Genomic DNA, 25,501 nt, shown 5'->3' with positions numbered 1-25,501 from the left:
AAGGACCAACTTCAACGCTCCACTCCTGCTCATAACCGAACAGATGACTTTCTGTTTATTAAATAGGAGAATTAAAAATAAAAATTCTAATCCCGCTTCAGAAAGGAGCCTCTCCCATGATTTTAACTGTGACGATGAATCCTTCGATCGATATTTCTTACCCTATTGACCATCTTGAAATTGATGGGGTGACCCGCTGTCAAGACGTCAGCAAAACGGCTGGTGGTAAGGGCTTGAATGTTGCCCGGGTGATCCACCAACTCGGTGAAGATGTCTTAACCACTGGGATTCTCGGTGGCCACCACGGCGCCTTCATCAAGGACCAGCTCGACCGTGACGGCATCAAGAATGCTTTCTCAACTTGTGCAGGTGAAACCCGAGACTCAATTGCTATCCTACACGAGGGCAAGCAGACCGAAATCCTCGAAAGCGGCCCAACTATCTCTAAAGAAGAAGAGGCAGCCTTCCTCGACCAATTTCAAGGCCTACTAGACCAGGTGGACACCATGACCATCTCAGGTTCCATGGCTAAGGGTCTCTCCCCCGACCTCTATACCGAGCTCATCCGCCGCGCCGCCCAAGCCGGCGTAGCTACTTTACTCGATAGCTCCGGTCAATTCTTAGCTGACGCCATCGCAAGTTCCGACAAGCCCCTCTTGATTAAGCCCAACCACCATGAACTGGGGGACCTCATTGGTGAGACCCTCGACCCTAGCGACCTCGACAGCCTCCACCAAGCGCTCTTGAATCCTCGTTTCCAAGGCATTGAATGGATTGTGGTATCCTTAGGTGGTGAGGGCGCCTTCGTCAAGCACCAAGACAAGTTCTACAAGGCGAATATTCCAAGTATTGAAGTCGTTAACCCCGTTGGCTCTGGCGACTCCACGATCGCTGGCCTAGCCATTGCCATCAGCCAGCACAAGTCGCCAGAAGAGGTCATCAAATATGGGATGACGGCTGGAATTTTAAATACTATGGAGAAGAAGACAGGGCATGTAAACCCTGACAACTTCCAAACTATCTATGACCAAATTGAAATTAAAAACTATCCGAACACCTAAAATTCTTTAGGGAAAGGAGCTAGCAAGATGTTAAAAGAGGATCGTTTAAATTATATCGTGGAGGAGGTCAACCACTACGGGCATATCAAGGTAACTGATATCATCGACCAACTCCATGTCTCTGACATGACCATCCGGCGTGACCTCGATGAATTAGAGAAGCGCGGCCAACTGCGCCGGGTCCACGGGGGAGCAGTCAGCCTGAATGATTATCCCAATAAGGAACTCTCCCATCGCGACAAAAAAATCATCAACATTGATCTCAAAAAAGCGGCTGCGCGTGCCGCCCTCCCCTATCTCAAGCCAGGTGAAACCATCTTCTTGGGACCAGGGACAACCATGGAAATCTTTGCTAGCATGATGGACGACATGGACCTGCGCGTGGTGACCAATTGCCTCCCTGTCTTTAAGACCCTCAACGAGAAATCAAAACAGATGAAACTCTACCTAGTGGGCGGCGAAATGCGGAAGATCACTGAATCCTTCCACGGCTCTATCACTAATGCCGCCCTGGCTAGTATCAACTTCCATAAGGCCTTTGTCTCCTGCAATGGCTTGAATAATTCCGATATTATGACCGCCACCTTCGAGGAAGGCAATGCCCAGAAGATCGCTTTGAATAATTCGACCGAACGCTACTTAATTATCGATAGCTCTAAGATCGACAAGCGTGATTTCTATACTTACTACAAGCTTGAAGACATCACTAAGGTCTTCATTGACCACAACGAACCTCTCATCCGACCTCTTGAAGCTAGCACGAAGATCGAGAGTGGCGAAGTGGAACGTTAAACTTTATAATGATTAATAAACTAGCAGCTCGACCTTATCGGCCGAACTGCTAGTTTTTTGTTGGTAATAGTAAAGTATGTTGGTGAGGGTCACCATTCCGCTTGTGAACTTGCTGCTTGTGAACGTTCGAATCTGGGTTCTAATTGGAAGTAGAAAGTAACGAACTTTCAAATGGGAGCCCTAGTCAAAAGTCGCCCGCCCTGAACTTTCAAACAGAGCCCTCATTCGAAAGTAGCTCATTAAAAGATCTATTCAACTCTCTACAATAAAAAACAATCTAGCAAGCTTAAACAGTGCTTTGCTAGATTGTTTTCGTTAGGAATGATGTGTTACCTGCCTTTGCTCATGGCCTTTAGTCGGGTTCGCAAAGGCAGAAAGGAAGTGACTTCAGAAAAGTGGAGCGATCGGCTAAAGCCGCTCTTATCCACTTTTCCTCCAGTCATCCCTTTCTGGACGCCTTTGCTCTCACCCTTTAAAGTCCGAGTTGTTCGTTCACGTTGACTGTATTGGTCTTAGCTTCTTCGAGATAGTTCATATCTGTATCAAGGAGTTGACCGTTGACGAAAGCAATCACCATGGGTAGGTTCATGCCCGCATAAAGTTGAAAGTCTTTGCCTTCCAGTAATTGGCGGGCGGCAACATTGTTAGGTGTCCCCCCGGCTAAGTCGGCGAAGACAACGAAATCATCCAACTGATCGATGAGGTCAGTAAATTTCTTCTCAAAGTCTTCCGCTCCTTCTTCAGGTAGTAGACTGAGCGAATAGATATTTTCTTGTGGTCCCATAATCATTTCGGCACTTTCTTTGATGCCTTGACTGAAGCTCCCATGACTGATTAAAACTAATGCTTTCATTTTAAATTCTCCTTTATTTGCTTAAACTATCCGAGTACACCTAAAGCTGATAAGGCAATCGATAAGATCAATACGATAAAGATAGCCTTAGTTGAAGTAATGTTCTTCTTACCCAGTAACCAGTAGACGAATCCCACAATCAATGCTGGTACCATTTTCGGTAAGATTTGGTCGAGAATATTTTGGAAGTTAACTGTTACACCTGCAACTTCTGGGGCGAAGGCAATTTCTACATTGACCATGGTAGCAATTAACCCCCCCACCATGAAGACCCCCATGAGAGAGGCTGCTTCTGTTAGAGCACTTAGCTGTCCTTGCATTTCATTAACTAAGGAAGATCCTTCCCGGTAGGCATACTTTAATTGTCTCCAGCGGAAGACACAGATCACTAGGCCAGCAGCGACCCATAAGAGAACACCGAATGGATTTCCTTGAGAGGCGAGGTTAGCAGCAATAGCCCCAAAAATCGTTGGTACTAAGGCTGCAAAGAGTGAGTCCCCAATCGCAGCGAAGGGGCCCATTAAACCAGCTTTCAAACCTGCTACGGTATCCAGGCTCTCTGCTCCCTCCTCTTCTTCGATGGCAAGGTCAATCCCTGTAACAATCGTATTGAAGAAGTTTGAGGTGTTGAAGAATTGGGCATGGGTCTTCATGGCTTCCTTCAATTCATCCGTCTTATCACCATAGATCTTGCGCAATTGGGGCAGGATGGTGTAGAGATAACCTGAGCCCTGCATCCGTTCATAGTTCCAGCCCGCTTGGAAAGCGAATAGACTTCTTAAGTTAATTTGTTTAAAATCTTGTTCAGTGAGTTTGTAGCCTGTTTTCTTCTCAGAAGTTTTTACTTGAACTTGTTCCTTAGAGTTCGTCATCGAGAATCTCTCCTTCCTCTACTGGATTGCCTTCAACTGCTGAGTCTGCTGAACCTTCATTAACCGCTCCCGCAGCAGGCGCCTTAGCTAACTTATCCTCTAAGGCTTGGCGTTCGACAGTATTCTTGTAGTGGATAAAGGCTAGGGCAAAACCAATCAGGGATACCCCTAACATTGGCAGTGGAACGAATGTCCCGCTCAATTCTTCAGCGAGTTTGCCTAATTCGCCACTGATCGCAGTAATATTTGAGAAGACAGTTGATAATAAAGCTGTAATCACAAAGCCAAGCGCTAAGTAAGCAATGTTCTTCTTAACAGGGAGGTAACGCAAGAGAATTGCGAAACCTACTGCAGGTAGAACACGTCCAGCTAGGGTTAAGCCATCTGCTAACCAAGCGAGGTTAGTGTTCAGATAGTCCACTGCGGTTTGAACTACGCCACCACCGAAGGCCAGCGCGAGGAAGATTGGAATCATCCGGGATAAGGCCCAAGGTAGGATCCCCATGAGATAGTTGCGTTCAATTCCCTTGTAGTCATGTTTCTCGATTGCAGAGTCGATCCGGTGTGCAAAGTAGGTATTGGCAAAGCGTGCCAAGACGTCCGTTTGAATCATAAGAGCTGCTACAGGCACTGCCAAAGCTGCCACTGCTTGTTCGGGTTCCATGCCGATTGCTACAGAGAAAGCTGTCGCTAGAACAGTCCCGGAGTTGGCATCGATACGTGAAGCTCCCCCGAAGGTCCCTACACCGAGAATGGTTAACTGCATGGCCCCACCGATGATTAGACCCGTCTTCACATCACCCATTACAAGGCCAGTGAATAAACCTGCGAAAACGGCTGACCCGGCTGAGGTCACCAAATGGAGCTCGTCCCAAATTTGATAGCCAGAATACAACGTGAGTAATAAAATTTGCCACCATTGAATAGCCATTATAATCCCTCCTTAAAATTTTTAATTCATTATGACTTAAACTTAGATTCAAGTAGGGGCATGAATTCCTTAGCGGGATCGCTCGGTGCCATTTGGGCGATTAATTTCACCCCATGGTCTGCGATCTTATGGAAATCATCCACATCTTTTTGAACCACATTAATGGAATTACTAATCGAAGTGGTTTCATCTGTTTGGGACATATTGCCCACATTGATCTCTTCGATTGGAACGCCTGCTTCAATCAATTCGAGGAAGATCGCTGGCGTCTTAGCGACAATCAGAACGCGTTGCGACTTGTAACGGTCTTCATTAATTTGTTTGGCTGCTCGGGCCACGGGCAGGACACTGAGGCGGACACCATTAGGGGTTGCGAGGCGCAAACCGGCTTTGTCGATCTTATTCTCCGAAACCACGTCGTCAACAACGATGATCCGTTCGATCGATAACTTAGGGGTCCACAAGTTAGCCACTTGCCCGTGTACCAGGCGGCCATCAATACGACATGCAATAATCATGGCTGATCACTCCTTAATATTAATAAATGTATGTTCTTCTCTTAAATAAATATGGTCTGCTGACCGACCTTCTGTTTCAAAGACCAGGATCTCATTCTTGCCTGCTTGTAAGAAAGCACCTGGGCAGTAGAGGCTACGAATCGGGCCACGCTCCCAGTAGCGGCCGAGATTATGACCGTTGACTAGGACAATCCCCTTGCCAAAGCCGGTCAAATCGAGGAAGGTATCTTCCACTTGGTCTAAGTCTAACTCGAAGCGATAGAAAGCAGCTTGTCCTTCTGACCAGTCCTTGCTGAAATCGATTTGGTCTGCACGGTCAAAGTCGATCAGGTAATGGTCCCAATTGAGCATAAAGTGCAGGTCGGCCATGGCCCCTTGACGGAGTCCTTTTTCCTGGGTGTCAGCTTGTAGCTTGTGCCCATAGTTGACCCGGCCCATGTTCTCAAAGAGAATATCTAATTGGTTCTGGTCTTCACTTAAATCAACTTCAATATCCTCCCCAATTTCCTCTTGGTATTGGGTAGCCACCAAATCTTGGTTGACATAGACATGGGCCCGGTCCCGGCCATCGATGAGGCGGAGGCGCTCTGTCTCAGTATCCTTCTCAAACTGGGTCCGGTAGACCATGTAGCCATAGTACTGGCCAACTTGGTCCATGGATTGAGGGTAGAGGCTCGACTTCTTATCAGAGATGTCCTCTAAGACTTCAAAGAGATTAACTCGATCAGCCAGCTTCAGCTCTTGTTCAGCTAAGCAAGACTTAATCCGAGGTTTAGCTTGACTCAGATCTGGGAACATCTCATGGATAAGTTCCTGGATGGCATAGTACTTGTCAGTCGGATTTCCCTGTTCATCTAGGGGAGCCCCGTAATCATAAGAACTAATTTGGGGCAGGTCCCGCGTCCCTCGGGCAGAACAGCCATTCATGAAGCCGAAGTTAGTTCCCCCGTGGAACATGTAGAGGTTAATACTACCGATTTCTAGTGCTTCTCTAACAGCATCGACCAACTCGGAAGTTTCCCGAGTAACAATGTCGCTTCCCCAGCGGTTAAACCAGCCGTCCCAGAATTCCATACACATAAGAGGACCGACCTGACCAACTTCTTCTTGGTAAGCGCGTAGGGCCGTGAAATTCTTCTTGGCCCGGGAGCCGAAGTTACCTGTCATGAGGATGTTTTCCTCTTCCAAGTCAGTTAAGGTCCCTGCTCTTAGGGTGGCCCGCCAAGCGCCATCTGAGGTGAAGAGGGGGACATCGATGCCGCCTGCTCGAAGCATCCGATAGATCGCCTTGAGATAAGCCTTATCCTCGCCATAGGACCCGTATTCATTCTCAATCTGAACCATGAGAATGGGGCCCCCTTCAGTGATTTGATAGGGCTTAAGCTTGGGGAGGAGGACATCATAATAGTTTTGCACGGCCTGGAGGTAATCGGGGTCAGAGCTCCGCATCCGTTGACATTTCTTAGGCAACCAGCCGGGCAAGCCGCCAAATTCCCACTCGGCACAAATATATGGCGAGGGACGGATAATGACATAGAGGCCTAAAGCTTCGGCCGTCTCGATAAAGGCGCAGACATCTTTGTCCCCTTCAAAATCAAATTCACCTTCTTGGGGCTCATGCCAGTTCCAAGGAATATAAGTCTCTACAGTGTTGAAGCCCAACGCTTTTAGATTATAGAGGGAGTGCTCCCAATCTGCGCGCGGCAGTCGGAAGTAGTGGATAGCCCCTGACAAGATCTTAAAGGGCTGGCCATCGAGGACAAAATCTTCGCCTTGGATGTTGAATGAAGTCATCGGTCAAATCCTTTCCAGTCTTGGTCGCGTCTGTCGTTCACTCTTAAGCTTGGTAGTCGTGTAAGATTACCCCTTTTACAACCCGGTTCACTGTACCTGTAGGCGATGGGGTATCTGGTTTATTGCCAACTTTAACGGAAGTATGGAGGGAGACGATTTGGGCAAAGATGACGTCAGCTAAAGCCAGGTAGGCATCTGGCAGGTCTTCCCCACTTTGGTAAGTGAAGGCATCCCCTTCATAGGCTGGTTCTGCTGGAGCCCCAATGCCGACCACTGCTTCCGCAATCTGGTCTGCTGCCACTTCCTTCAAGAGGTCGAGGTCATATAGACGTGTATAGGGATGGTTGGATAAGAAGAGGAAGACCAGGGTGTCTTCGTTAACAATGGATTTAGGCCCGTGTCTGAAACCGAGTGAAGATTCGAAGCTAGCTTCAACTTGACCTGCTGTCAATTCCAGGACTTTCAAGTGGGCTTCATGGGCGAGACCGGCTAAGCTGCCAGAGCCTAAGTAAACCACGCGGTCGAAGTCGCCTTCTAAGTACTTAGCGACCTCTTCTTCCCGGTCAATCACCTCACGTCCAATTTGGGCCAGTTTGGCGACATGAGCTTCCTTGTCTTCTAAGCTTTCTTGGCCGAAAACTAGGAGACTAGCTAAAGCCATGCAGGAGTAGGACCCTGTCATAGCGAAGCCCTTGTCATTCGAGCGTTCAGGCATTAAGAGGGAGAAGTTCTTAGGGTCGCCTTGGGCATTCTGTGCGAGTTTTCCTTCAGGGGCACAGGTGATGGTTAATTGGTAGAGGTCATCGATTACGTCTTGAGCCAATTGAACCGTCTTTACAGACTCTGGGCTATTCCCGCTGCGCGCATAGGAAACGAGAAGTGTTGGAAGTTCCTTCTCAAGGTATTGGTAGGGATTGCTGACAATACTGGTTGTCGCAATGGCTTCTACCCGCCATTTCTTGGCGTCCAATTGTTCGCTCACATAAGGAAGAACGGTTTCGCCGACAAAGGCGGAAGTCCCTGCCCCGGTGAAGATGATGCGAATTTGATCATGTTTAGCTTCAATCTTGCCTAAGAAATCAGCTAGAGCTTCCCGGTTTTCTTTGTAGATTGCTAGGGTTTCTTCCCAAAGTTCTGGTTGTTGTTTGACTTCAGGCGCTGTATTGACAGCCCCTAAGCTTTCTAATTTTTCTTGACTTTCTAATAACATTCTATAGCCTCCTCAAATTATTTTTGATAAGCGACTTGTCCGTTGATATAGGTAGCTTGGAGTTCAAGCTGGGGCGTCATGACGATGAAGTCAGCGGCACGCCCGGCCTTGATTGACCCGCAGCGGTCATCAATTCCGACACTGCGGGCAGCTACTGCACTCGCCATATTCAGGGCTTCGTGAACGGTCGTTAATTCCCAGTCAACCAAGTTGCGAACGGCATCCTTGAGTTGGAGGACCGAACCAGCCAAACTACCATTACTTAAGCGGGCAGCCCCTTCTTTCACCTCTACAGGGTACTCTCCCAGCGTGTAATTGCCATCTTCCAAGCCACCTGCTCGCATGCAATCTGTGACTAAGAGGGTGTTATTGACATTGCGGGCATTCAGCAGGGCCTTAATAGCTGCTGGGGTGACGTGGTGACCGTCTGCAATTACTTCGGCATAGGTATTCTGCAGGGTCATGGCAGCACCAACAACGCCAGGTTCCCGGTGGTGGAGCCCACTCATCCCATTAAAGGTATGGACGAATAAACTAGCTCCCTGGTCGACTGCACGTCGGGCCTGGTCATAACTGGCATCGGTATGGCCAATAGCTACCTTGACATCGAGTGCCTTAGCCCGTTCAATGAAGGCTGCCGTTTCAGGATATTCAGGGGCCAAGGCCGCCTTGCGGATTAAATCCTTAGCTGATTTCTGCCATTGGTCAAGCACATCTGGGCTTGGTGCAATGAAGTAGTCTGGATTCTGGGCTCCTTTGTGGGCTTCCACAAAGAAGGGCCCTTCCAGGAAGATGCCCTGGATCTTAGCCCCCTGGTCTTCCTCTGCCACTTCTGCCACTACAGCGCAAGCTCGATCGGTTTCTTCAACAGAAGCCGTCAGCGTTGTCGCTAAGAAACTGGTGACCCCGGTTGCGGGCAAGCCTTGACGGATGGTTTCAACGGCTTCTGGCGTCGCATCCATCACATCTGAGCCATTAAAGCCGTGAATATGCGTATCAACCAGTCCCGGCCCCACCCAGTAGCCAGAATAATCTAAGACATCCTCTACTTCTTCAAGCTCTTCTGAGCTATAAGTAAGGAATTTGCCATCTTCAAGAATTAAGTATCCAGGACCTAAAATTTCATTTTCTAAGAAAAACCGGTCCGCTTTTATAGCTTGTCGCATCGGAGTCATCCTTTCTTTTTTGAACATCCTGACAAGTGGTATTACATGTCATTACCAGTTAATGTAAGCGTATTCTTTTTTGGGCGATTTGTCAAGTCTTTTTAAAGAATTGCTTAATATTTTATTTCTAGAACAGATAGACGATCTCAATAAATATCTCTTTATTGACCTTGGAAGCTTAAATGATAGGAAAATTGGTCAGCCCGTGCGGTTGAAATAGTGAATTCAATAATTTCGTCAGCCAAGTTATAAGAGAGACGCTCAATCTTGAGGCAGGGATTATGGGGGCTCGTCCCAAGCACTTCTGCTTCTAGCTTGGTCATAAGGGCCGCGGTGATCTCCTCATTGGCAACGGAAATTTCCTGGCCATAATTCTGGCGAAAGACCTCATAAAGGGGCTTCTTCTCAAGGAGATCGGCTGTCAAACCTGGGAATACCCGACCAGGTAGATAGCTTCGCTCCACCATCATCGGATCGCCATCCGCTAAGCGTAAGCGGTCGATCCGGTAAACTTTCTCATCTGGTAATAAGCCAAGCTGGCGCCCCAAGAGATAGTTAGCTGGCTCCAAGGCAAAGTCTAAGATCTGAGTCGACGGCTCCTTCCCAATCTTCTTCATCCCCTCAGTAAAGCTATAGCTCTCAGCCAAGTTCTTGCGGTGGGACTGGCGGTCTGCCACAAAAGTTCCTAGGCCGTGCCGCTTGTAGATATAGCCCATATTGAGCAATTCCGTCAAAGCCTGTCGCACCGTCGTCCGACTCACCCCATAAGTTTCGCAGATCTCTCGTTCTGAGAGGATCTTATCACCTGGAGCATACTGGTCAGCAATCAGTTGGATCAAGGCTTCAACCAGCTGAACATATAAGGCTTCGGAAGAATTCTTCCGTAACGCTGTCATAAAATCATCCTTCGTATTATTAAATTCACTGGTTACTTGTATCCACTTGTCATTACCAGTTAAGCTAACTTTAACCCCTTTCATAGGGAAAGTCAATTGGAAATCACATATATCGACCAAATATGAATAATAAAACCATTTTTCATAATAAATAAAATTGATCAAATTATCTTAGTGCATATTGCATTCCGTTTCTGCATTTGTGTGTTGGTTGTGCAAAGAACCAACTCTAGCTAAAGCTCACGATTTATAATTCACTTCAGTTGGAGTCGAAAAGAGGATATTGAAGTGCTTTCTCCAGTTGGAAACATGCAAGTGAACTTGTCTCTATTCCAACTTACTCCAAGTTTTCAGGAATAGGCTCTCTGGCTTGCACCTTGATGCTCACTTGATCATGGCTAGCCATCAACTTCAATACTCTGCTACTGTTCAAAAATAATTAGCACAGATTTTTGGGTTACTAGTCACCCATACTAGAAATTAAAAAAACTTCTAAAGTAATTATCAATCAAGATTTTTACTTTAGAAGGTTTTGAGAAAGTTAAACAAGTAATTAGATTAATAATCCAATTGACGATAATACCGTCTAATCTCTGTAGGGTGACAATTAATTTTTTCAATATGTGCATCAATTCGATGGCATACTTCCATCATAACTAAGTGGGAAATATCTCCTCTAAATTCTTTTGGAATCCCTTCTAAGGGAAACTGAGCAGTATCAATAACTGTATAACGTGCACAAACTTTCGGTAAAAATTTCTCAACACGTTGACTAAGTTCTCGCTGACTATCCTCACCAATAAACAAGGTGACATTAGTATCTCGATCAACAATTTCAAACATCCCATGGAAGAATTCAGCTGAGTGAATCGATTTGGTTCTTAGCCAATGTTGTTCTTCCCAGTAACACATTGCATACGAATAAGTAGCTCCATATTGATTTCCTGCACCTACAAAATAATGAATAGGATCTTCATGATGCTTCTGAGCAAACTCAAGTGCAAAACTGTCGCTCTCCTTAGCCACTTCAACTAAAGCTTGAGCTAGATATTTATCAAGAGCACTATACAAGTCTTCGTATTTATTAAATTCTCCTGCATTATACATTAAACGATCGGCAACCATAAAAAATTTCAATTGTTCATTTTCAGGATACATAATGACATAATCTGCTAAATGCCCGATAGGCGTATCTTCGCCCTTATCTATAAAAGCGAGTACTTTTGCCTGGCAATTCTCTTTTAACTTTTTTAGACTTCGAACCATATCATCCGTAGTACCAGATACCGAGGAGATGATAACTAAGGTCTCATCAGTAATTCGACGATTACCAGTAGTATAGTAAACAGAGGCATTCTCTGCCCAAGTTTCAATCTCAGACCGCTCTTTCATATGGACTTCTGCCTGTAAAGCTGAAGCGTAAGTTCCTCCGATACCCAACCAACAAATATTTCGATAGCCTTGTTCACAAATCGCATCAATAATTTGGTTAATTTGAGGACGAAGTGCTAGTGCGCCTTCAACTGCCTTTAATTTCTGCTCTTCATTAAACTTTATCATGATATCCTCCTATATCTTAGATTTAGTTATTTCATCAAAATCAGGATAAAAAGAAACTGTTAAGTCAATCCCCTTAGCTTGAGACAATTCGTAAGCTAGTAAATGAATTGGAATTGTCAGTAAGAGGGGAGCAAAATACTCACTGCAATTTAATTTAAATTCTAAATCTCTACAGCCCTGACCACTTTGGCCAATGCTTATCTGGTAAGTTCGCTTCATATGCTTATCTAAAAATATCCTCAATTGCTTCATTCTATCGCTCAACTGGCCACATGGATCAATAAGAACAAGGATATCGTTTGGATTCAAGCCCAAATAAGGTCCATGCATATATTCCTCTAGTTCGTGTCCATGGGCAGGCAAATGCAGGGTTTCTGTAAACTTTGTCTCCGCCTCCTTGGCTACACCATACGCTGCTCCATAACCAATAAAGACAAAACGCCGAGCTAATTCAAAATCATTAAAATTTGCTTTGATCCAAGTTTCACTTAAAGCGATCACAGAATCTGCTTGCTTAACCACTTTCGTTAATTCGTCTAGGTAAGAGCTGTAAGTTTTTTTAGAAATTATCTTTTCTTTATAAGCTACTTTTAAGGCAAAGAGATACAAATATAGGATAGTTGCCGTATATCCTGCTGTGACATAAGGCATTTCTTCGATGGGCATATCTAAATGTAAAAGATTACTAGAAATTTTAGCTAGAGGACTCTCTAGGTCAGATGTTAATGTCCATACTTGATGGTTTTCGTGTTGAAGTTGTTCAACTAGGTTAATCACAGAAGAACTGTGGCCGCCTTGCGAAACCGCTATATATATATAATTATCTTGCCATTGATTATCATAGCTAAGTGCTAAAGAGGGTTCACTCACAAAAATAGGTAAGTTAAGGATTTTTGCCATGAAAGGTTTAGCGGCATTAACTGCATTGGCACTGGAACCTGTAGCATAAATAACAATTCCTTTACAAGCCTTTAAACTTAAATCTTGTATTGGATCTAGTAAATGTTTATTATCAAGTAATTTTAAATTAATTTCTTTTTCTTGATGAACATAGTGGTGCATCGATTTCATTTTATTCCCCCAAACCTAAGATACCTGTATAAGCACCGAGGATACCAATCGCAGCGATTAACAAAAGAATCCAATACGATTTAACACCTTTTTTAACCAGATAATAAATAAACCCTGTAAATGCTAGTGGAAGAATTCCAGGTACAACACTATCTGCTAGTCCTGATATAGTCAATGCATCATCCCCAGAACCAATTGTAAATGGCATATTAACAGTAACCATAGTTGCTGTCATGGCGCCCACAACAGCAAGCCCAATAACCGAAGCTCCATAAGTTAAGCGCTCCATTAAGCCTGATTTTTGAACACTTCCGATAAAATCTGCACCTATATTGTAACCCAAGAAAAGTCCGTAGTACCTTACAGCAATAGCTGGAATATTGAAGATAAGCAAGAAAAGAATAGGGCCTAGGACATTCCCTTTCATAGCTAATGAGGTACCAATACCTGTAGCAATGACTCGAAGTGTTCCCCAGAAAAGAGAATCGCCAATACCGCTAAGGGGGCCCATCAATGCAATCTTAATATTATTAATAGTTGAAGGATCGAACTGATCATCTCTTGCATTTGTTTCCTCCATAGCTATGGTTATCCCCATAGGAAAAGTCGATATCCACGGTGTTATATTAAAAAACTCCATGTGGCGTTTCATCGACTCAGAAAGTTTATCTTTTTGAGGATAAATCTTTTGAAGTACAGGGAGTAAAGAATAGGTATAACCTAAGTTCATTTGGCGTTCATAGTTCCATGACCATTCAATTGTAAAGGACCGCCAAAAGACTTTCATCATATCTCTTTTTGTTAAGGTATTAGAATTCTTCATCTTCATAATCAATTTCTCCTTCTCCTACACCTACAGTGGACGATGCAGCAACTGCTTCAGAAGTATTTTCTTCTTTCAAATTCGCGTAGCCCGTCAGAATCAAAGCTAAAATAGCAGCAAAAATAGCTACACCTGTTACGGGAACTTTAAGATAAACAGCTAAAGCAAAACCTAAAATAAAGAAAACAACATTACGTTTATTAACCATCATATTTAAAAGTAAAGCAAATCCATATGCTGGTAATAATCCCGTTGCAATACCTAAGCCATCAATAATAAATTGGGGGATATTATCAATTAATGTTTGAATAAAAGGGCTTCCCAATAAATAAGAAATACAAACAATTAAACCAATAGGTAAGTTAACTGCAAAGAAACCACCTAGGAAGTTCATACGACCGATCCCTTTCACATCTGCATTTTCTGCATAAGTATCTGCCTTATGAACAAAGTAGGGAAGGATAGATAAGAAACCAACATTCTTAGCGATCAATACAAGAGAGGCTATTGGCAGACCTAGTGTTAAAGCAACAGCTGTATCTTGTCCCGTTCCGATTGCAAAAGCCGTTCCCAGTATACTTCCTGAAATAATCTCTGGTGGTATGGCACCTCCAATTGAAAAGGACCCAACAAAAGCTAGTTCTAACATGGCCCCAATCTTAATACCAGTGACCATATCTCCCATGATAAGTCCTGTAATCGTACAGGTTACTAATGGACGACTCAACATGCTTGACCCTAGCCAATATTCACCATTCGCAAGCATAGCTGTTAAACCTAAAAGAACAGCTATTAATACATTATTTTCCATCACCCTAGCCTCCTATTTATTTAATAATTCTTTTCCGATATCATGTTTACTTTCACCAGGAACTTGTCGTAAGTCCAGTTCAACTCCTCGCTCTGCCAGCTCTATTAAACCGCTTTCATCTTCCTCTGAAATAAAAAAAGCTTTCCCAATTTGAGTCCGGCCTTCTTCAAATTTCTGGCCACCAAGATTAATCGATTGAATATCCGGTACTTGATCTGCTAGTTTTTTAGCGTCTTTTACACTTTCAACTAAAACAATTAACTGATACTTATCTGTTACTCCACTATTCAAGGCTTCAATCGCATCATCCACTGTTTTCATAACCAATTTAGCATTGCTAGGTTTCGCTAAACGTAAAGTATTCTTCCATACCTCATCCTCAGCAACTTTATCATTAGCAATCAAATAGCAATTTGCTCCTAAAAAACTAGTCCAAGCCATTGCTACTTGACCATGCAGCAAACGATGGTCGACACGGCATAACTTAATCATAATAAAATACTCCTTCACTTTTTTACAATCTATATAGAATAAGAAAATTAATCCTAGCTTCTCTAATCCAAAACATTTCTATTACCCTATTAAAAACGCTGCCGAAATATTCTTATCGGCAGCATTTTTTCTTAATAGGCCCTAGAAGATCCCAAGCAAGCAACCTACTGTAATAACCGCTGTAAGGATAAGAATTACTTTAGTTGCTGTCATCTGTTTAGCTGAAATCAGCCACCAAGCAAAGAGTACCATCGCTAGAGGGAGTATCCCTGGGAAAATTCCATCCAGCACGTCTTGAAGCGGTTGAACCTCTTCACCCATCGGGATATTTAATTGAGTGGTCAAATGGATGGTTGAGGCAGACAGGGCCCCAATAACCATAATCCCTAAAACATTAAAGGCTTCTGTGATCCGTGAAGCATTCTCGCCAATGATCGCATCAATAGCGTTAACCCCTAAACGGTAACCATACATGTAGCTAAAGTAAGAGATCGCCGTCCCGATGATTCCGTAGGCGATAATATAGAAAATTGGACCGACCGCACTCCCATTAGCTGCTAGGCCCATACCGATTGAGAGCAAGAGGGGAACAATAATCCCTTGAATAATAGAATCTCCAATCCCCGCTATAGGGCCCATCAAGGAGGTTTTGATATTAACAGGCATTTGTTCATCAACATCTTCACCTAGGGCAATTTGTTCTTCCAAGGAAGTTACGATCCCATTAATCAGTTGTCCCGTTTGAGGTTCTGTGTTATAGAACATGGAATGGCGAACAAGGAGCCGGCGTTTACTATCTGGATCTTTAGCATAATATTTATTTGCAAATGGAAGATAAGCGAAGGCCCAGGAATGCCCCTGAATCTTCTCATAAGACATAGAGGACAGATGGGTAAAGGCCCAACGTCTCCAAATTTGTCGTAATTCTTTCTTCGTTAATTTTTGTTGTACTTCTGCTGACATCTTACGCGCTCCTTTCTAAAAGAGATCTTCATCTTCAAACCAGTCGTCCTCGTCATCAACTACTGGCTGGCTAGACGATGCTGAACTCGATTTGTCATTCACTGTTACTGAAGTTCCTGAAGAGGCTGCAGCCTTTGCTGATTGAGCTGTATTTTGTGAAGACAAGTAAACCAGATAGGCCACTAAAGCTGCAATAAAGACGAGCGCAATCATACTTAAGTCTGCGAAAGCTAAAAGGACAAAGCCAGCAAAAAAGAAGATCAGATGTAATTTTTCTTTAATAACAATGGCCATCAGCATGGCAATCCCCAATGCTGGGAGTACGCCACCTAGAACAGAAATAATATGAGTGACAATTTCAGGTACGCTCTTTAAAAGAGCGTCCACTAGGTCACGACCGAAGTAAATGGCTAAGAAGATTGGAACAGCCCGGATTAGAAAAGTTGTAATTTGAGGCAGGATGAAGTGGTTCAGGACAATGCCTCGATCATCTAAGTCTTCCGCAGCTTTTTGGGCGCGGTTATTCCAGAACGAATAGAGAGCCATCCGTGTATTGTAGAAAATAAGTCCGAAGGTTTGACCAATTAGCACAGACAAGGTCACCGCAATAGCGGGATCTTTGGTTGTAGCTAGTGCTAAACCAATCCCCCCATAAGAGGCATAAGTAATCTCAGAGTTCGTTGCACCACCCGTTGAGAGGTTAGCGATAAAGACCCCTTGGACAGCCAGACCACACAAGACCCCGGCCTGGACATCACCGAAAGCTAGACCGACTAATAAACCTGCAACTAGTGGGCGTCCCACAATATAAAAACCACCTGTCATCCCTAGAAGAAGGGAAGACTCAATCGCGCCTAAATAACAAAAGATAGCGGTTAAAAGCGCGGGCAGAAATAAACTTGTATCCATGATTTCTCCTCCTATAGGCTATCAAATTTCTTCTTCATCGCAGCCCATGGCTTCTTCTCATCATCTGGAAGGAGCTGGAAGTAGACCTTAACCCCTTGGGATTCAATATACTCAAAAGCAGCATAGTCTTCTTCATCAATAGCCACGGTTCGTCCCAGGACCTTAGTTCCAGGTCGGGTATTCATCGGTCCCACATTGAGAGCATCCCCAAATTTAATCCCAGCTTTCAATAAGCTAGCAAAGTTTTGCGGTGAATCACTAATAAGGAAGTAATTCTTATCGGAATCAATCGCTTTTTGAATTCGATCTGAGCTTTGTTTTTCGGTATAGATACCCAGTTTATACTTGCCAGCCGCTGCTTTAAGCACACGCCGGCGTAATTTATCGGCATGAATCTTATCACTAACTACCAAAATACCATAGCATGGGCGCGCTTTAGTCCAGCGCGTTGTGGTTTGCCCATGGATGACCCGGTCATCAACACGTATAAGTGAAATTGTCATAATGGTCTCCTCCCTTGGATAAAGATTATAAGTCGCCTAAGATATCATCCGTTGATTGAATGCCATTTTTCCCGAATTCTAAAGCCGTTGCCTTTAAGTCGTCTAGGGTTGAACTTGAAAGGCCCATTCCGACCTCAATCAACATCGGTAAATTAAGTCCTGAAACAACACCCAAGCCTTGTGGGCGTTCTAACTGATAGGCTAAGCTTTCGTTATAAGGTGTCCCACCTGGTAAGTCAACTAAGACCAAAACTTCATCTGTCGCCAGGAGTTGGTCTAAAGTCTGGTGAAGGCGGCTTCGAAAGTCTTCGATGCCTAATTCATTTAAGATGACAGTTGAAATATCGGCACTGTCACCCGCAATCATTTCATAACTCTGCAAAATCCCCTCTGCAAAGTTCCCGTGGGTCGCAAGTAGTAATTTCATAATAAAGTAACCCCTTTCATATCCTTGTTTTACTATATGTTATTACATAATATTATGAATGTCAATTATATTTTAATACTTTGTTAATGTTTTTACAAACTTTTACAACAAAATACAAGTAATGAATGCGCTTTTATATTTCTTGTTGACTTTTTTTATAATAAATCATAATATTATTATGTAATTACATATTTAGGAGGATAAATTATGGCTGAATATACCCTTGACCAACTTGCTCGACTCATTGACCATACCAATCTTAAAGCTGATGCGACTTCAGAGGATATCACAAAACTCTGCGAAGAAGCTAAGGACTACCATTTCAAGATGGTAGCCATCAATCAAACACAAAGTAAACTCTGCGCTAAGGTCCTATCTGGAACTGATATCAATGTCGGTGCCGCAATCGCCTTCCCCTTAGGCCAAACAACCATTGCAGCTAAATGTTTTGAAACCCAGGATGCCATAACTCATGGCGCAACTGAAATCGATTATGTGATCAACATCACAGAATTAAAAGACAAAAACTATACCTATATCCAGGAAGAGATGGAAAAAATTGTCAAAATTTGTCGCGATGCTGGGGTTGTATCTAAAGTTATTTTTGAAAACTGCTACCTAAGTAAGGGAGAAATTAAAAAGCTGGCTGAAATCGCTAAAGAAGTGAAGCCTGATTTCGTCAAAACATCCACTGGTTTCGGTTCTAGCGGAGCAAAAGTAGAAGATGTGAAGCTAATGAAAGAAACCGTTGGCGACGCCGTTAAAGTCAAAGCAGCAGGCGGCATTCGGGATGCTGATAGCTTCCTTGCCATGATTGAAGCAGGGGCGGAGCGCATCGGTTGTAGTTCAGGCATTGCGATCATTAACGAGCTGAAAGAACGTATGGAAAGTCAAAAGATTGACAAAATTATCATTTAGCGGAATAATAAATCGATGAGCTCTGCCTCATCGATTTTTATTTAAATAAGAAGGAGATTCTATGAGTAAATTACATGAACAAGTCGCTGATGACCTGCGTAAAAAAATCGAAAATGGGACCTATCCAGAAAATTCCCTTATCCCCAAAGAACTGGACCTCGTTAAGGAATATGAAGTGAGTCGGACAACCATTCGTACCGCCATCCAAACACTTGTTGATGAAGGCTATCTCCACCGCAAGAAGAAAGCTGGCACCAAGGTAATCAGCAGCAAAATCGACCAAAGCTTTACTCATATTATCGAGTCTTATAATGATGAAATGAAAAGAAAAGGGCTCGATCCCTCAACCCAGGTCATTAGCCAAGTTGTCATTCCAGCAGATGAGGAAGTAGCTGACGCGCTCGAAATCAAAAAAGAAGCGCCTGTCATCAAGCTCATCCGTCTCCGCTTTAGTAATGGGACGCCAATTGTCTTGGTCACAACTTATATTCCTTACGAGGGGAATGAAGCCCTCGAAACAGTTAATTTCACAAGTCAAAGTTTCTATCACACCCTGAAAACCATGGACAAAGAAATCACCCAAATTAAACGCCACCTCGAAATAAGAAAAGCAGATGAAACTGAAGCTGCCCTCCTAAATATCGCCAAGGGTGATCCCCTCTACTACTTCAAATCAGTCGCTCGTATTGCGGATAACACAGCCATTGAGTACTCCAAATCGACTTATCGGGGGGACATCAATTCATTTAGTTTTGTGATTAAGGTGTGAAAATAAAAAGTTGCTAAAGCTATAAAACACTTTAGCAACTTTTTTTCTGCTCAATTTCCTATTGATGAATTACTTAAAAGTTCCCGCTAACATTTGTTTAAGAACATCAACACTTGGTGCCATGACCTGTCCAGCATAAGAATCACGCATCATACGTTCAATTTGTCCTACACGATTATACGCTTTACCCCCACCTACACGCATAGCATATTTTGATGAATCGATAGCATTTTCAGAGGCTACAATTCTCGAAGAAATAATCTTTTGGAAGGCATCTTCGCTGTCATTTTCATACGCTTGCACAGCTTCATGAGCAAGACTAACCGCTGAAGCTGAATAACAGTAAATTTTTGCAAGATGATCGCTAACAATATCTACATCAGCTAAAGTCCTACCATCCGGATAGGTCCGACTAATTGCATGTTCTTTCGCAGCTTCAAATAGACTCGTGCATAAACCAGAATAAACTCCTGTTAATCCTAATAGGAAATAAAGCGTATCAACTTTTAAAGGCTTAGTTTCTACTTTAGCGGCGTCCACTGCATGACTGACATCTACCTTAACATCTTTGTAATGCATCGGTACTGAGGCATTGGCTCGCATTCCTACTCCATTCCAGCCATTTTCTTCAAAGCTTACACCTTCTGTATCTTTAGAAACAAACCAGTTAATGATATGGTCTGATCCCGTTTTTTCTGGTGCAATCGTCATATACCAAGTAGCAAAGCCCCCACTTGTAACCATATGCTTCGAACCATTAATCGTTGCTGTATTTCCTTCAATATCAACAGTAAAGCTTGAATTTTGCATATGAACACCTGAACTCGCTTCAGTCCCACTAAGAGCACAGAAAACATTATTTTCAACGATGTCCTTAACAATTTTTTCTTTAATCGTATCATTGCCATATTTTAATAAATAGCTTAACGCCACATTATGCATCATATAGCACAAACCAACGGAAGGATTGCTTTCAGCTATTGCTCGAACAACTTCAACATCTTCTCGGATGCCTCCCCCTAAACCTCCCATTTCTTTAGGAATAATTAATTTGAAATAACCTTTTTTCCCCAACTCTTCAAAAACTTCTTCAGCAAACCGACATTCCTTATCCAAATTCGAAGAGATTGGATCAATAAATTCTTTAGCAAACTTTCTGGTTTCTTGATAAATATTGGTAATATCTAACATAGTAACTCCTTTTCTTAGTTTAATTCTACGTTTTCTTGGGCTTCCTTAATAAAGCTTTCATCTATAACTTTTTCTTTTTCGATATCATTCTTCAAAACGCCTGCTTCTTTTGACATGCGTTTGATTGCTTCAAAACCTTCATCAGTGAAGCCACCGTCTTTAGATAATAACTCTTGCTCTTTCATTTCTGTAACGACTTCTTTTAAATTCTTCATTTCAGGAAAATCGGCTTCTAAATTCTTCACTACTTCGTCAACACTATTTTCATTCATCCATAAAATAGCTTTATATACAGCATTTACATACTTTTGAACAAGTTCTGGATTCTTTTCGATTAGCTCATCCTTCACAAAAGTAATGTACATTTCATAATCTTCTGACCCTAAAATATCTTTATGTACCTTAGGATCGTACATGTCTACGAGAAGATTATTTCCTGCATCAAGTACTTGTTTTCTAATTTCTGGCGAAGCAACTGAAGCTGACAATTCGCCGCTATCTAGAGCAGCTAAAACAGCAGGATTAGCAACATTAGCATAAGTTACATCTGAGTCTGGATTTAGACCGGCCTTTTTCAGGCTCGCACGGGCAAATTGTCTTGGAGAACTCCCGCTATCCTGTGCATTAATAGTGGTCCCCTTTAATGATTCAACAGTTGGAAAATCCTTCCCAGACACTAACGCATATGGGAATTTTTTAGTTGTCGTTACTATTAATTTAGTTCCTTGACCCTGTTCATTAAAGCCTGTAATCATTTCTGGCCCAAATAAGCCAAATTCCGCTTGACCTGACAATACGGGTGCTGTAGGTGTATCCCCTTGAACAGTCGTAATTTCAGCATCTAAACCTTGTTCTTCAAAGTAACCTAAGTTTTTCGCTAAATACACTGGTGCCCAAAGCACTACATGTGCTGGCTCAGTGATTGTCACTTTTTCTAGTTCCTTGTTTTCATTAGCTTGACTTACTTTTTCTGTCTTTGAAGCCTGATTATCTCCGCTATTCGTGGCAGCTTCATTACATCCTCCCACAACTAACGCCAGTAATAATAAACTAATTACTCCAAATATACTTTTCTTTTTCATAACAAATTCCTACCTCCATACTAAAATCTTCTTTTCTAATGACACTAGTAGCCAATCGATAACATACATGATAACCATCAGTAAGAATAAACAGGACATTACTCTCGTAATATTAAAGACGCCACCTGCGTTCTGGATCATCCAACCTAATCCTTTAGTAGCACCTAAATATTCACCAACAATTGTCCCTTGAAGAGCAGCCCCCATGCCTGTACGAACAGATGGAACTAACCAAGGGAGAGTCGAAGGTAAAATAACTTTAGTTACAATTTGACTGCGGGTTGCCCCCATCATCTTCAGTGAACCGATCAAATCTTGGTTAACATTTTTAAAACCTGCATAGGCATTAAAAAAGAAGAGAAAGAAAACCATAATAGTAGACATCACAATTTTTGCATAAGTTCCTATACCAAACCAAACAACAAATAAGGGGCCCAAAGCCAATTTTGGTATACCGTTAATCATAACAATTATTGGACTCAAAACGGCTTCCATGAAATCAAAGCGGGATAAGCAATATGCGACAATCATGCCCGTAAGTCCCCCAATAATAATGCCGATTATAGAGATTCCAAAAGTAAATACTGTATGCTCCCAAGCCAAACCCGAAGTGATCATTTCTACTAAATCTCGCACTATCAAATTTGGGGCACTAAAATAAAAAGTGTTTATCCAACCGAAGTTTGCACTTATTTGCCAAAGTACAATCAGGACAACAAGGAATATTAAAGAATACAAGCTTGGAGCTTTTAATGTTTTTTTACTCATACTATCCTCCTATATCCTGACGCGATCGTGCAACCTCTTCACGCATGACATTCCAAATTTCCTTCTGAATTTCAATTACTTCTGGGTGATATTGAATATCCTCAATACTACCTTCTAATGAGAAATCCACATCAAATTCTGCCTTAATCCTAGCAGGCCGATGGGTTAAGACAACAATTCTAGAAGCTAAATAGATAGCCTCCATAATATCATGAGTGACATAAAGAAAAGTTGTTTTCTCCTCTTTCCATATTTTTAAAACCTCTTGCTGTAAAACTTCCCTAGTAAATACATCTAACGGGCCAAAAGGTTCGTCCATAATAATAATACTAGGTTTCATCACTAGAGCTCTAATGATTAAAGCGCGTTTACTCATACCTCCAGATAATTCTTTAGGATATTTATATTCAAAACCACTTAGGCCAAATTTATCGATAAATTCCTTACTACGTTCATAGCGTTCCGCCTTATTAAAACCTTGCATTTCTAATCCTATAGAAACATTATCTAATATATTACGCCAAGGTAATAATGTATCACTTTGAGAAATATATCCAATTCGATTTTTTTGAAAATCGACTGGCCCACCATTAATCTCTACTTCTCCAGTGGTTGGCTCCATCAATCCAGAAATAATTTTCAGCAAGGTGGATTTCCCTCCGCCACTCGTTCCAATTAAAGCAACAAATTCTCCTTCCATAACATTTAAATCAATTTTTTCGATAGCTTTTATTCTTTGCCCATCTTTAGATTCATAAGTATGCGATATATTTTTTGCGCTTAGAACCGGATATTCTTTCAAATTTTTTCCTCATCCCTTAATTAATGTTAGAAATTAATATCTTTAAAATCATTATCGAAGATATTTAAATATTCACAACCATCTTGAAGTAATTTAAAATTACTAGTTCGGCCTTCTATCCATTTATTTAGGTGCTCCATTTCCATACCTTTTTGTACTCTTGGATCTGATTTATCCATATTAATCATAAGATCTACAAACTTCTTATAAAGATCAGGATCAATATCAGGTCGTCCACAGAATATACAATGATCAAAAGTCGATGTTTCAGTTAAAACCCGAATTCCCTCTGTATCGACTTCTGGATTATTAATCCAACCATTATACATACCAATCCAGCAAGCAGAAGCATCTACCTCTCCATCTTGTAATGCTTTAAGAGCTTTTCTTTCTCCTTGAGCAAAAGTACCAAACAATTGATTAGGATCTGCAGAAAATGATTTTTCAGTATAATCTTTTCCAATATCTAAGCCGTTATTTCTAAGATAACTAATTGGAGCAATTCTGCCTTCAGCAGAATCAGAAGACCCAAATCCTATGACTTTACCCTTTAGATCTTCAAGACTCTGAATATCGCTATCTTCTCTAACTAATATAAGGCTCTTGGTATCTAAATCAGTATCTCTCATTGGACCATTTAGTTGCTTGCCTTTTGCAAAATGATTAGTTGCAACAAACCCTAATGGACCATTCCATGTAACATCAATTTCTCCTCTTAAAAAACTATTAATTTGAGGTTTATAGAAATCATGGTAAACCATTTCTAATTCTAAACCATGGTCCTTAAGATATTTCCCAAACTCCCACCAAATTTCTGGAACAGAAGGCGAAGACATTACTGCACCTAATCTAATTTTATCCATTATTTTATCTTCCTTTCTTCTTCTAAGTTCTTAATTAATCTTTCACTGGGGTATAACTTCCCTTATCCATAAATATCCCTGAATCCATATAACGTTCACCTGTATCTGGAGCAATAGCAACCACAATCTTACCTTTACCTAACTTTTTCGCTACTTCAATAGCTCCAATGGTGTTTGCACCACTAGAAATTCCAGCAAAAATGCTTTCTTCTTTACCTAAGCGCCGGGTCATTTCTATTGCCTCTTCAGATGGAATATCTAAAACTTCATCGTAAATTTTTGTGTCTAAAGTGTCTGGAATAATCCCTGCTCCAATACCTTGAATTTTATGAGACCCTTTTTCTTCACCGTGCAGAACAGCTGATTCAGCAGGTTCTACCGCGTATACTAACATGTCAGAACTCTTACTCTTTAAGTAACTTGCTGTTCCTGTCAAAGTCCCTCCTGTTCCCACTCCAGCAACAAAAGCATCTGGTGCTTGACCAAGTGCCTCATAGATTTCAGGACCAGTTGATTTTATATGAGTTTCCGGATTTGCTGGATTAGAGAACTGGCGCATAAAAGCATACCCATCTTTCTTATCGTAGCTTTCTCCCACTTCTATCAAGCCGTTAACGCCACCTGAATGGTCAACAAATTCAATATCGGCACCATAGGCCCTTAAAATTTCTACCCTAGCAGCATCAACATTATCAGGCATAATAATGAGAACTTTATAGCCCTTAGCAACACCAATCAAAGCAAGTCCAACTCCAGTATTTCCCGTAGTTGCTTCTACTATCGTATCGCCTTTTTTTATTCTCCCTTTTTCTTCAGCATCCAAAATAAGATTCAAGGCTGTTCTCGTCTTAATACTTCCGCCTACATTGAAGGATTCTAACTTCAAATATATGTCAGCTACATTCTCAGGTACAATATTATTCAATTTGAAAAGGGGCGTATTGCCTACTAAATCTGTAATGTCATTTGTTACTATTGCCATAATTTCACTCTTTTCACTCTTGCTTAACTATTATCTCTTAAATTTTTCTCAGTATAAACACATTCAAAAGTTCCACTACCGATGACCTTATTAAAGTTTGGAACATAACCTAGACTCGTATAAAAATCTAGAACAGCACGCCGAGCATTGATGACGACTTGCTGACGACCTGTATCCTTAATCCAACTCTCTGCTTCTTCAATCACTCTATGACCATAACCCTGATGCCAATAGTCTGGGAGTGTAGCCACCCTTTCTATTTTGCCCTGATAGTCGTTTATCCAATTGATCCGACAAGTTGAAATAGGAAGATCATTCTCCATTAGAAGCACATAGCTATGCTCCGGTTTATCTTCAGCAAATTCTCCTTTCAGAGAAATTTCATCTTTAAAAGCAACTAGATCAGTAGCAAATCGAACATAGTAAACTCCTGCCTTCAACCATTCTTGATCTGTTATTCGATAAATTTCCATA

28 protein-coding genes are annotated in these 25,501 nt (G+C 42.1%); 4 read left to right on the top strand and 24 right to left on the bottom strand.

Features of this window, described 5'->3' with window-relative positions; translation table 11 throughout:
- Positions 1-116 precede the first annotated feature (116 nt).
- Together HMPREF2626_RS09545 and HMPREF2626_RS09540 are read left to right on the top strand one after the other, a co-directional pair.
- Positions 117-1,061, top strand: a complete 945-nt coding sequence (locus HMPREF2626_RS09545; RefSeq protein ID WP_070620638.1) for a hexose kinase — start codon at positions 117-119, stop codon at positions 1,059-1,061.
- A gap of 27 nt (positions 1,062-1,088) precedes the next feature.
- Complete coding sequence (locus HMPREF2626_RS09540; RefSeq protein WP_070620635.1) at positions 1,089-1,853, top strand: DeoR/GlpR family DNA-binding transcription regulator; 765 nt, start codon at positions 1,089-1,091, stop codon at positions 1,851-1,853.
- A 472-nt stretch (positions 1,854-2,325) separates the two neighbouring features.
- Here the strand turns inward: HMPREF2626_RS09540 and HMPREF2626_RS09535 are convergent, their stop codons facing one another.
- The 17 genes from HMPREF2626_RS09535 to HMPREF2626_RS09455 all read right to left on the bottom strand — a co-directional run bounded on the left by HMPREF2626_RS09535 (position 2,326) and on the right by HMPREF2626_RS09455 (position 17,652).
- Positions 2,326-2,706, bottom strand: coding sequence for a PTS sugar transporter subunit IIA (locus HMPREF2626_RS09535; RefSeq protein ID WP_070620632.1), 381 nt, complete (start codon positions 2,704-2,706; stop codon positions 2,326-2,328).
- A 26-nt stretch (positions 2,707-2,732) separates the two neighbouring features.
- On the bottom strand, positions 2,733-3,578 hold the full coding sequence (locus HMPREF2626_RS09530) for a PTS system mannose/fructose/sorbose family transporter subunit IID (protein WP_070620629.1): 846 nt from the start codon (positions 3,576-3,578) through the stop codon (positions 2,733-2,735).
- The gene (locus HMPREF2626_RS09525) at positions 3,565-4,509 is read right to left on the bottom strand and encodes a PTS mannose/fructose/sorbose/N-acetylgalactosamine transporter subunit IIC (protein WP_070620626.1); all 945 of its coding nucleotides are present in this window, start codon (positions 4,507-4,509) and stop codon (positions 3,565-3,567) included. Before HMPREF2626_RS09525 ends, HMPREF2626_RS09530 begins: the two co-directional genes overlap by 14 nt.
- A 29-nt stretch (positions 4,510-4,538) precedes the next feature.
- Positions 4,539-5,027 carry a PTS sugar transporter subunit IIB gene (locus HMPREF2626_RS09520; protein WP_070620623.1) on the bottom strand — a complete coding sequence of 163 codons (489 nt, stop codon included), beginning with the start codon at positions 5,025-5,027 and terminating at the stop codon, positions 4,539-4,541.
- Between the two features lie 6 nt (positions 5,028-5,033).
- On the bottom strand, positions 5,034-6,821 hold the full coding sequence (locus HMPREF2626_RS09515; RefSeq protein WP_070620621.1) for a glycoside hydrolase family 35 protein: 1,788 nt from the start codon (positions 6,819-6,821) through the stop codon (positions 5,034-5,036).
- 43 nt (positions 6,822-6,864) lie between these two features.
- Positions 6,865-8,031, bottom strand: coding sequence for an AgaS family sugar isomerase (locus tag HMPREF2626_RS09510; protein ID WP_070620618.1), 1,167 nt, complete (start codon positions 8,029-8,031; stop codon positions 6,865-6,867).
- A gap of 17 nt (positions 8,032-8,048) precedes the next feature.
- Entirely contained in the window at positions 8,049-9,197 is a 1,149-nt protein-coding gene (gene nagA, locus HMPREF2626_RS09505; RefSeq protein WP_070620615.1) for an N-acetylglucosamine-6-phosphate deacetylase, read from the bottom strand.
- Between the two features lie 161 nt (positions 9,198-9,358).
- Complete coding sequence (locus HMPREF2626_RS09500; RefSeq protein WP_070620612.1) at positions 9,359-10,093, bottom strand: GntR family transcriptional regulator; 735 nt, start codon at positions 10,091-10,093, stop codon at positions 9,359-9,361.
- 558 nt (positions 10,094-10,651) lie between these two features.
- A complete protein-coding gene (locus HMPREF2626_RS09495; RefSeq protein ID WP_070620609.1) occupies positions 10,652-11,653 on the bottom strand; it encodes an SIS domain-containing protein in 1,002 nt (333 codons plus the stop codon).
- A gap of 9 nt (positions 11,654-11,662) precedes the next feature.
- Positions 11,663-12,724 carry an SIS domain-containing protein gene (locus tag HMPREF2626_RS09490; protein ID WP_070620606.1) on the bottom strand — a complete coding sequence of 354 codons (1,062 nt, stop codon included), beginning with the start codon at positions 12,722-12,724 and terminating at the stop codon, positions 11,663-11,665.
- 1 nt (position 12,725) lies between these two features.
- The gene (locus HMPREF2626_RS09485) at positions 12,726-13,553 is read right to left on the bottom strand and encodes a PTS system mannose/fructose/sorbose family transporter subunit IID (protein WP_070620604.1); all 828 of its coding nucleotides are present in this window, start codon (positions 13,551-13,553) and stop codon (positions 12,726-12,728) included.
- Positions 13,534-14,358: a PTS mannose/fructose/sorbose/N-acetylgalactosamine transporter subunit IIC gene (locus HMPREF2626_RS09480; RefSeq protein ID WP_070620601.1), complete on the bottom strand. Its 825-nt coding sequence runs from the start codon at positions 14,356-14,358 to the stop codon at positions 13,534-13,536. Before HMPREF2626_RS09480 ends, HMPREF2626_RS09485 begins: the two co-directional genes overlap by 20 nt.
- A gap of 12 nt (positions 14,359-14,370) precedes the next feature.
- On the bottom strand, positions 14,371-14,850 hold the full coding sequence (locus tag HMPREF2626_RS09475; RefSeq protein ID WP_070620598.1) for a PTS sugar transporter subunit IIB: 480 nt from the start codon (positions 14,848-14,850) through the stop codon (positions 14,371-14,373).
- A 141-nt stretch (positions 14,851-14,991) separates the two neighbouring features.
- Entirely contained in the window at positions 14,992-15,813 is an 822-nt protein-coding gene (locus HMPREF2626_RS09470; RefSeq protein ID WP_070620595.1) for a PTS system mannose/fructose/sorbose family transporter subunit IID, read from the bottom strand.
- Positions 15,814-15,828: 15 nt separating this feature from the next.
- The gene (locus HMPREF2626_RS09465; RefSeq protein WP_070620592.1) at positions 15,829-16,722 is read right to left on the bottom strand and encodes a PTS mannose/fructose/sorbose/N-acetylgalactosamine transporter subunit IIC; all 894 of its coding nucleotides are present in this window, start codon (positions 16,720-16,722) and stop codon (positions 15,829-15,831) included.
- Between the two features lie 11 nt (positions 16,723-16,733).
- A complete protein-coding gene (locus tag HMPREF2626_RS09460; RefSeq protein WP_070620589.1) occupies positions 16,734-17,225 on the bottom strand; it encodes a PTS sugar transporter subunit IIB in 492 nt (163 codons plus the stop codon).
- Positions 17,226-17,250: 25 nt separating this feature from the next.
- Entirely contained in the window at positions 17,251-17,652 is a 402-nt protein-coding gene (locus HMPREF2626_RS09455) for a PTS sugar transporter subunit IIA (protein WP_070620586.1), read from the bottom strand.
- A gap of 207 nt (positions 17,653-17,859) precedes the next feature.
- Between HMPREF2626_RS09455 and deoC the strand changes: the two genes are divergently transcribed.
- Together deoC and HMPREF2626_RS09445 are read left to right on the top strand one after the other, a co-directional pair.
- On the top strand, positions 17,860-18,570 hold the full coding sequence (gene deoC, locus HMPREF2626_RS09450; protein ID WP_070620583.1) for a deoxyribose-phosphate aldolase: 711 nt from the start codon (positions 17,860-17,862) through the stop codon (positions 18,568-18,570).
- A gap of 61 nt (positions 18,571-18,631) precedes the next feature.
- Entirely contained in the window at positions 18,632-19,339 is a 708-nt protein-coding gene (locus HMPREF2626_RS09445; protein WP_070620580.1) for a GntR family transcriptional regulator, read from the top strand.
- Between the two features lie 69 nt (positions 19,340-19,408).
- Here HMPREF2626_RS09445 and HMPREF2626_RS09440 read toward each other — a convergent pair whose 3' ends face one another.
- From HMPREF2626_RS09440 to HMPREF2626_RS09410, 7 genes are read right to left on the bottom strand one after another with little or no spacing between them, the layout of a single operon-like run.
- Positions 19,409-20,530 (bottom strand): acyl-CoA dehydrogenase family protein, encoded by a 1,122-nt coding sequence (locus HMPREF2626_RS09440; protein ID WP_083294433.1) that lies wholly within the window; start codon positions 20,528-20,530, stop codon positions 19,409-19,411.
- A gap of 14 nt (positions 20,531-20,544) precedes the next feature.
- Positions 20,545-21,612 carry an ABC transporter substrate-binding protein gene (locus tag HMPREF2626_RS09435; RefSeq protein ID WP_070620577.1) on the bottom strand — a complete coding sequence of 356 codons (1,068 nt, stop codon included), beginning with the start codon at positions 21,610-21,612 and terminating at the stop codon, positions 20,545-20,547.
- A 9-nt stretch (positions 21,613-21,621) separates the two neighbouring features.
- Positions 21,622-22,380, bottom strand: coding sequence for an ABC transporter permease (locus HMPREF2626_RS09430; protein WP_070620574.1), 759 nt, complete (start codon positions 22,378-22,380; stop codon positions 21,622-21,624).
- A gap of 1 nt (position 22,381) precedes the next feature.
- Complete coding sequence (locus HMPREF2626_RS09425) at positions 22,382-23,182, bottom strand: ABC transporter ATP-binding protein (RefSeq protein ID WP_070620572.1); 801 nt, start codon at positions 23,180-23,182, stop codon at positions 22,382-22,384.
- Positions 23,183-23,208: 26 nt separating this feature from the next.
- Positions 23,209-24,045, bottom strand: coding sequence for a phosphate/phosphite/phosphonate ABC transporter substrate-binding protein (locus HMPREF2626_RS09420; protein WP_070620569.1), 837 nt, complete (start codon positions 24,043-24,045; stop codon positions 23,209-23,211).
- Positions 24,046-24,079: 34 nt separating this feature from the next.
- On the bottom strand, positions 24,080-25,027 hold the full coding sequence (gene cysK, locus HMPREF2626_RS09415; RefSeq protein ID WP_070620567.1) for a cysteine synthase A: 948 nt from the start codon (positions 25,025-25,027) through the stop codon (positions 24,080-24,082).
- Positions 25,028-25,050: 23 nt separating this feature from the next.
- Positions 25,051-25,500, bottom strand: a complete 450-nt coding sequence (locus tag HMPREF2626_RS09410; protein ID WP_070620565.1) for a GNAT family N-acetyltransferase — start codon at positions 25,498-25,500, stop codon at positions 25,051-25,053.
- Position 25,501 lies beyond the last annotated feature (1 nt).

It is taken from the genome of Aerococcus sp. HMSC062A02 (genome assembly GCF_001809535.1).
Classification (GTDB): domain Bacteria; phylum Bacillota; class Bacilli; order Lactobacillales; family Aerococcaceae; genus Aerococcus.
The sequence above is the reverse complement of the archived record's forward strand: the minus strand, read 5'-3'. Positions and strand labels throughout refer to the sequence as shown.

Excerpts from the sequence above, each read along its gene's own strand:
- HMPREF2626_RS09545 (WP_070620638.1), top strand. The coding sequence starts at position 117 with ATGATTTTAACTGTGACGATGAATCCTTCGATCGATATTTCTTACCCT.
- HMPREF2626_RS09540 (WP_070620635.1), top strand. The coding sequence starts at position 1,089 with ATGTTAAAAGAGGATCGTTTAAATTATATCGTGGAGGAGGTCAACCAC.
- HMPREF2626_RS09535 (WP_070620632.1), bottom strand. The coding sequence starts at position 2,706 with ATGAAAGCATTAGTTTTAATCAGTCATGGGAGCTTCAGTCAAGGCATC.
- HMPREF2626_RS09530 (WP_070620629.1), bottom strand. The coding sequence starts at position 3,578 with ATGACGAACTCTAAGGAACAAGTTCAAGTAAAAACTTCTGAGAAGAAA.
- HMPREF2626_RS09525 (WP_070620626.1), bottom strand. The coding sequence starts at position 4,509 with ATGGCTATTCAATGGTGGCAAATTTTATTACTCACGTTGTATTCTGGC.
- HMPREF2626_RS09520 (WP_070620623.1), bottom strand. The coding sequence starts at position 5,027 with ATGATTATTGCATGTCGTATTGATGGCCGCCTGGTACACGGGCAAGTG.
- HMPREF2626_RS09515 (WP_070620621.1), bottom strand. The coding sequence starts at position 6,821 with ATGACTTCATTCAACATCCAAGGCGAAGATTTTGTCCTCGATGGCCAG.
- HMPREF2626_RS09510 (WP_070620618.1), bottom strand. The coding sequence starts at position 8,031 with ATGTTATTAGAAAGTCAAGAAAAATTAGAAAGCTTAGGGGCTGTCAAT.
- nagA (WP_070620615.1), bottom strand. The coding sequence starts at position 9,197 with ATGCGACAAGCTATAAAAGCGGACCGGTTTTTCTTAGAAAATGAAATT.
- HMPREF2626_RS09500 (WP_070620612.1), bottom strand. The coding sequence starts at position 10,093 with ATGACAGCGTTACGGAAGAATTCTTCCGAAGCCTTATATGTTCAGCTG.
- HMPREF2626_RS09495 (WP_070620609.1), bottom strand. The coding sequence starts at position 11,653 with ATGATAAAGTTTAATGAAGAGCAGAAATTAAAGGCAGTTGAAGGCGCA.
- HMPREF2626_RS09490 (WP_070620606.1), bottom strand. The coding sequence starts at position 12,724 with ATGAAATCGATGCACCACTATGTTCATCAAGAAAAAGAAATTAATTTA.
- HMPREF2626_RS09485 (WP_070620604.1), bottom strand. The coding sequence starts at position 13,553 with ATGAAGATGAAGAATTCTAATACCTTAACAAAAAGAGATATGATGAAA.
- HMPREF2626_RS09480 (WP_070620601.1), bottom strand. The coding sequence starts at position 14,358 with ATGGAAAATAATGTATTAATAGCTGTTCTTTTAGGTTTAACAGCTATG.
- HMPREF2626_RS09475 (WP_070620598.1), bottom strand. The coding sequence starts at position 14,850 with ATGATTAAGTTATGCCGTGTCGACCATCGTTTGCTGCATGGTCAAGTA.
- HMPREF2626_RS09470 (WP_070620595.1), bottom strand. The coding sequence starts at position 15,813 with ATGTCAGCAGAAGTACAACAAAAATTAACGAAGAAAGAATTACGACAA.
- HMPREF2626_RS09465 (WP_070620592.1), bottom strand. The coding sequence starts at position 16,722 with ATGGATACAAGTTTATTTCTGCCCGCGCTTTTAACCGCTATCTTTTGT.
- HMPREF2626_RS09460 (WP_070620589.1), bottom strand. The coding sequence starts at position 17,225 with ATGACAATTTCACTTATACGTGTTGATGACCGGGTCATCCATGGGCAA.
- HMPREF2626_RS09455 (WP_070620586.1), bottom strand. The coding sequence starts at position 17,652 with ATGAAATTACTACTTGCGACCCACGGGAACTTTGCAGAGGGGATTTTG.
- deoC (WP_070620583.1), top strand. The coding sequence starts at position 17,860 with ATGGCTGAATATACCCTTGACCAACTTGCTCGACTCATTGACCATACC.
- HMPREF2626_RS09445 (WP_070620580.1), top strand. The coding sequence starts at position 18,632 with ATGAGTAAATTACATGAACAAGTCGCTGATGACCTGCGTAAAAAAATC.
- HMPREF2626_RS09440 (WP_083294433.1), bottom strand. The coding sequence starts at position 20,530 with ATGTTAGATATTACCAATATTTATCAAGAAACCAGAAAGTTTGCTAAA.
- HMPREF2626_RS09435 (WP_070620577.1), bottom strand. The coding sequence starts at position 21,612 with ATGAAAAAGAAAAGTATATTTGGAGTAATTAGTTTATTATTACTGGCG.
- HMPREF2626_RS09430 (WP_070620574.1), bottom strand. The coding sequence starts at position 22,380 with ATGAGTAAAAAAACATTAAAAGCTCCAAGCTTGTATTCTTTAATATTC.
- HMPREF2626_RS09420 (WP_070620569.1), bottom strand. The coding sequence starts at position 24,045 with ATGGATAAAATTAGATTAGGTGCAGTAATGTCTTCGCCTTCTGTTCCA.
- cysK (WP_070620567.1), bottom strand. The coding sequence starts at position 25,027 with ATGGCAATAGTAACAAATGACATTACAGATTTAGTAGGCAATACGCCC.
- HMPREF2626_RS09410 (WP_070620565.1), bottom strand. The coding sequence starts at position 25,500 with ATGGAAATTTATCGAATAACAGATCAAGAATGGTTGAAGGCAGGAGTT.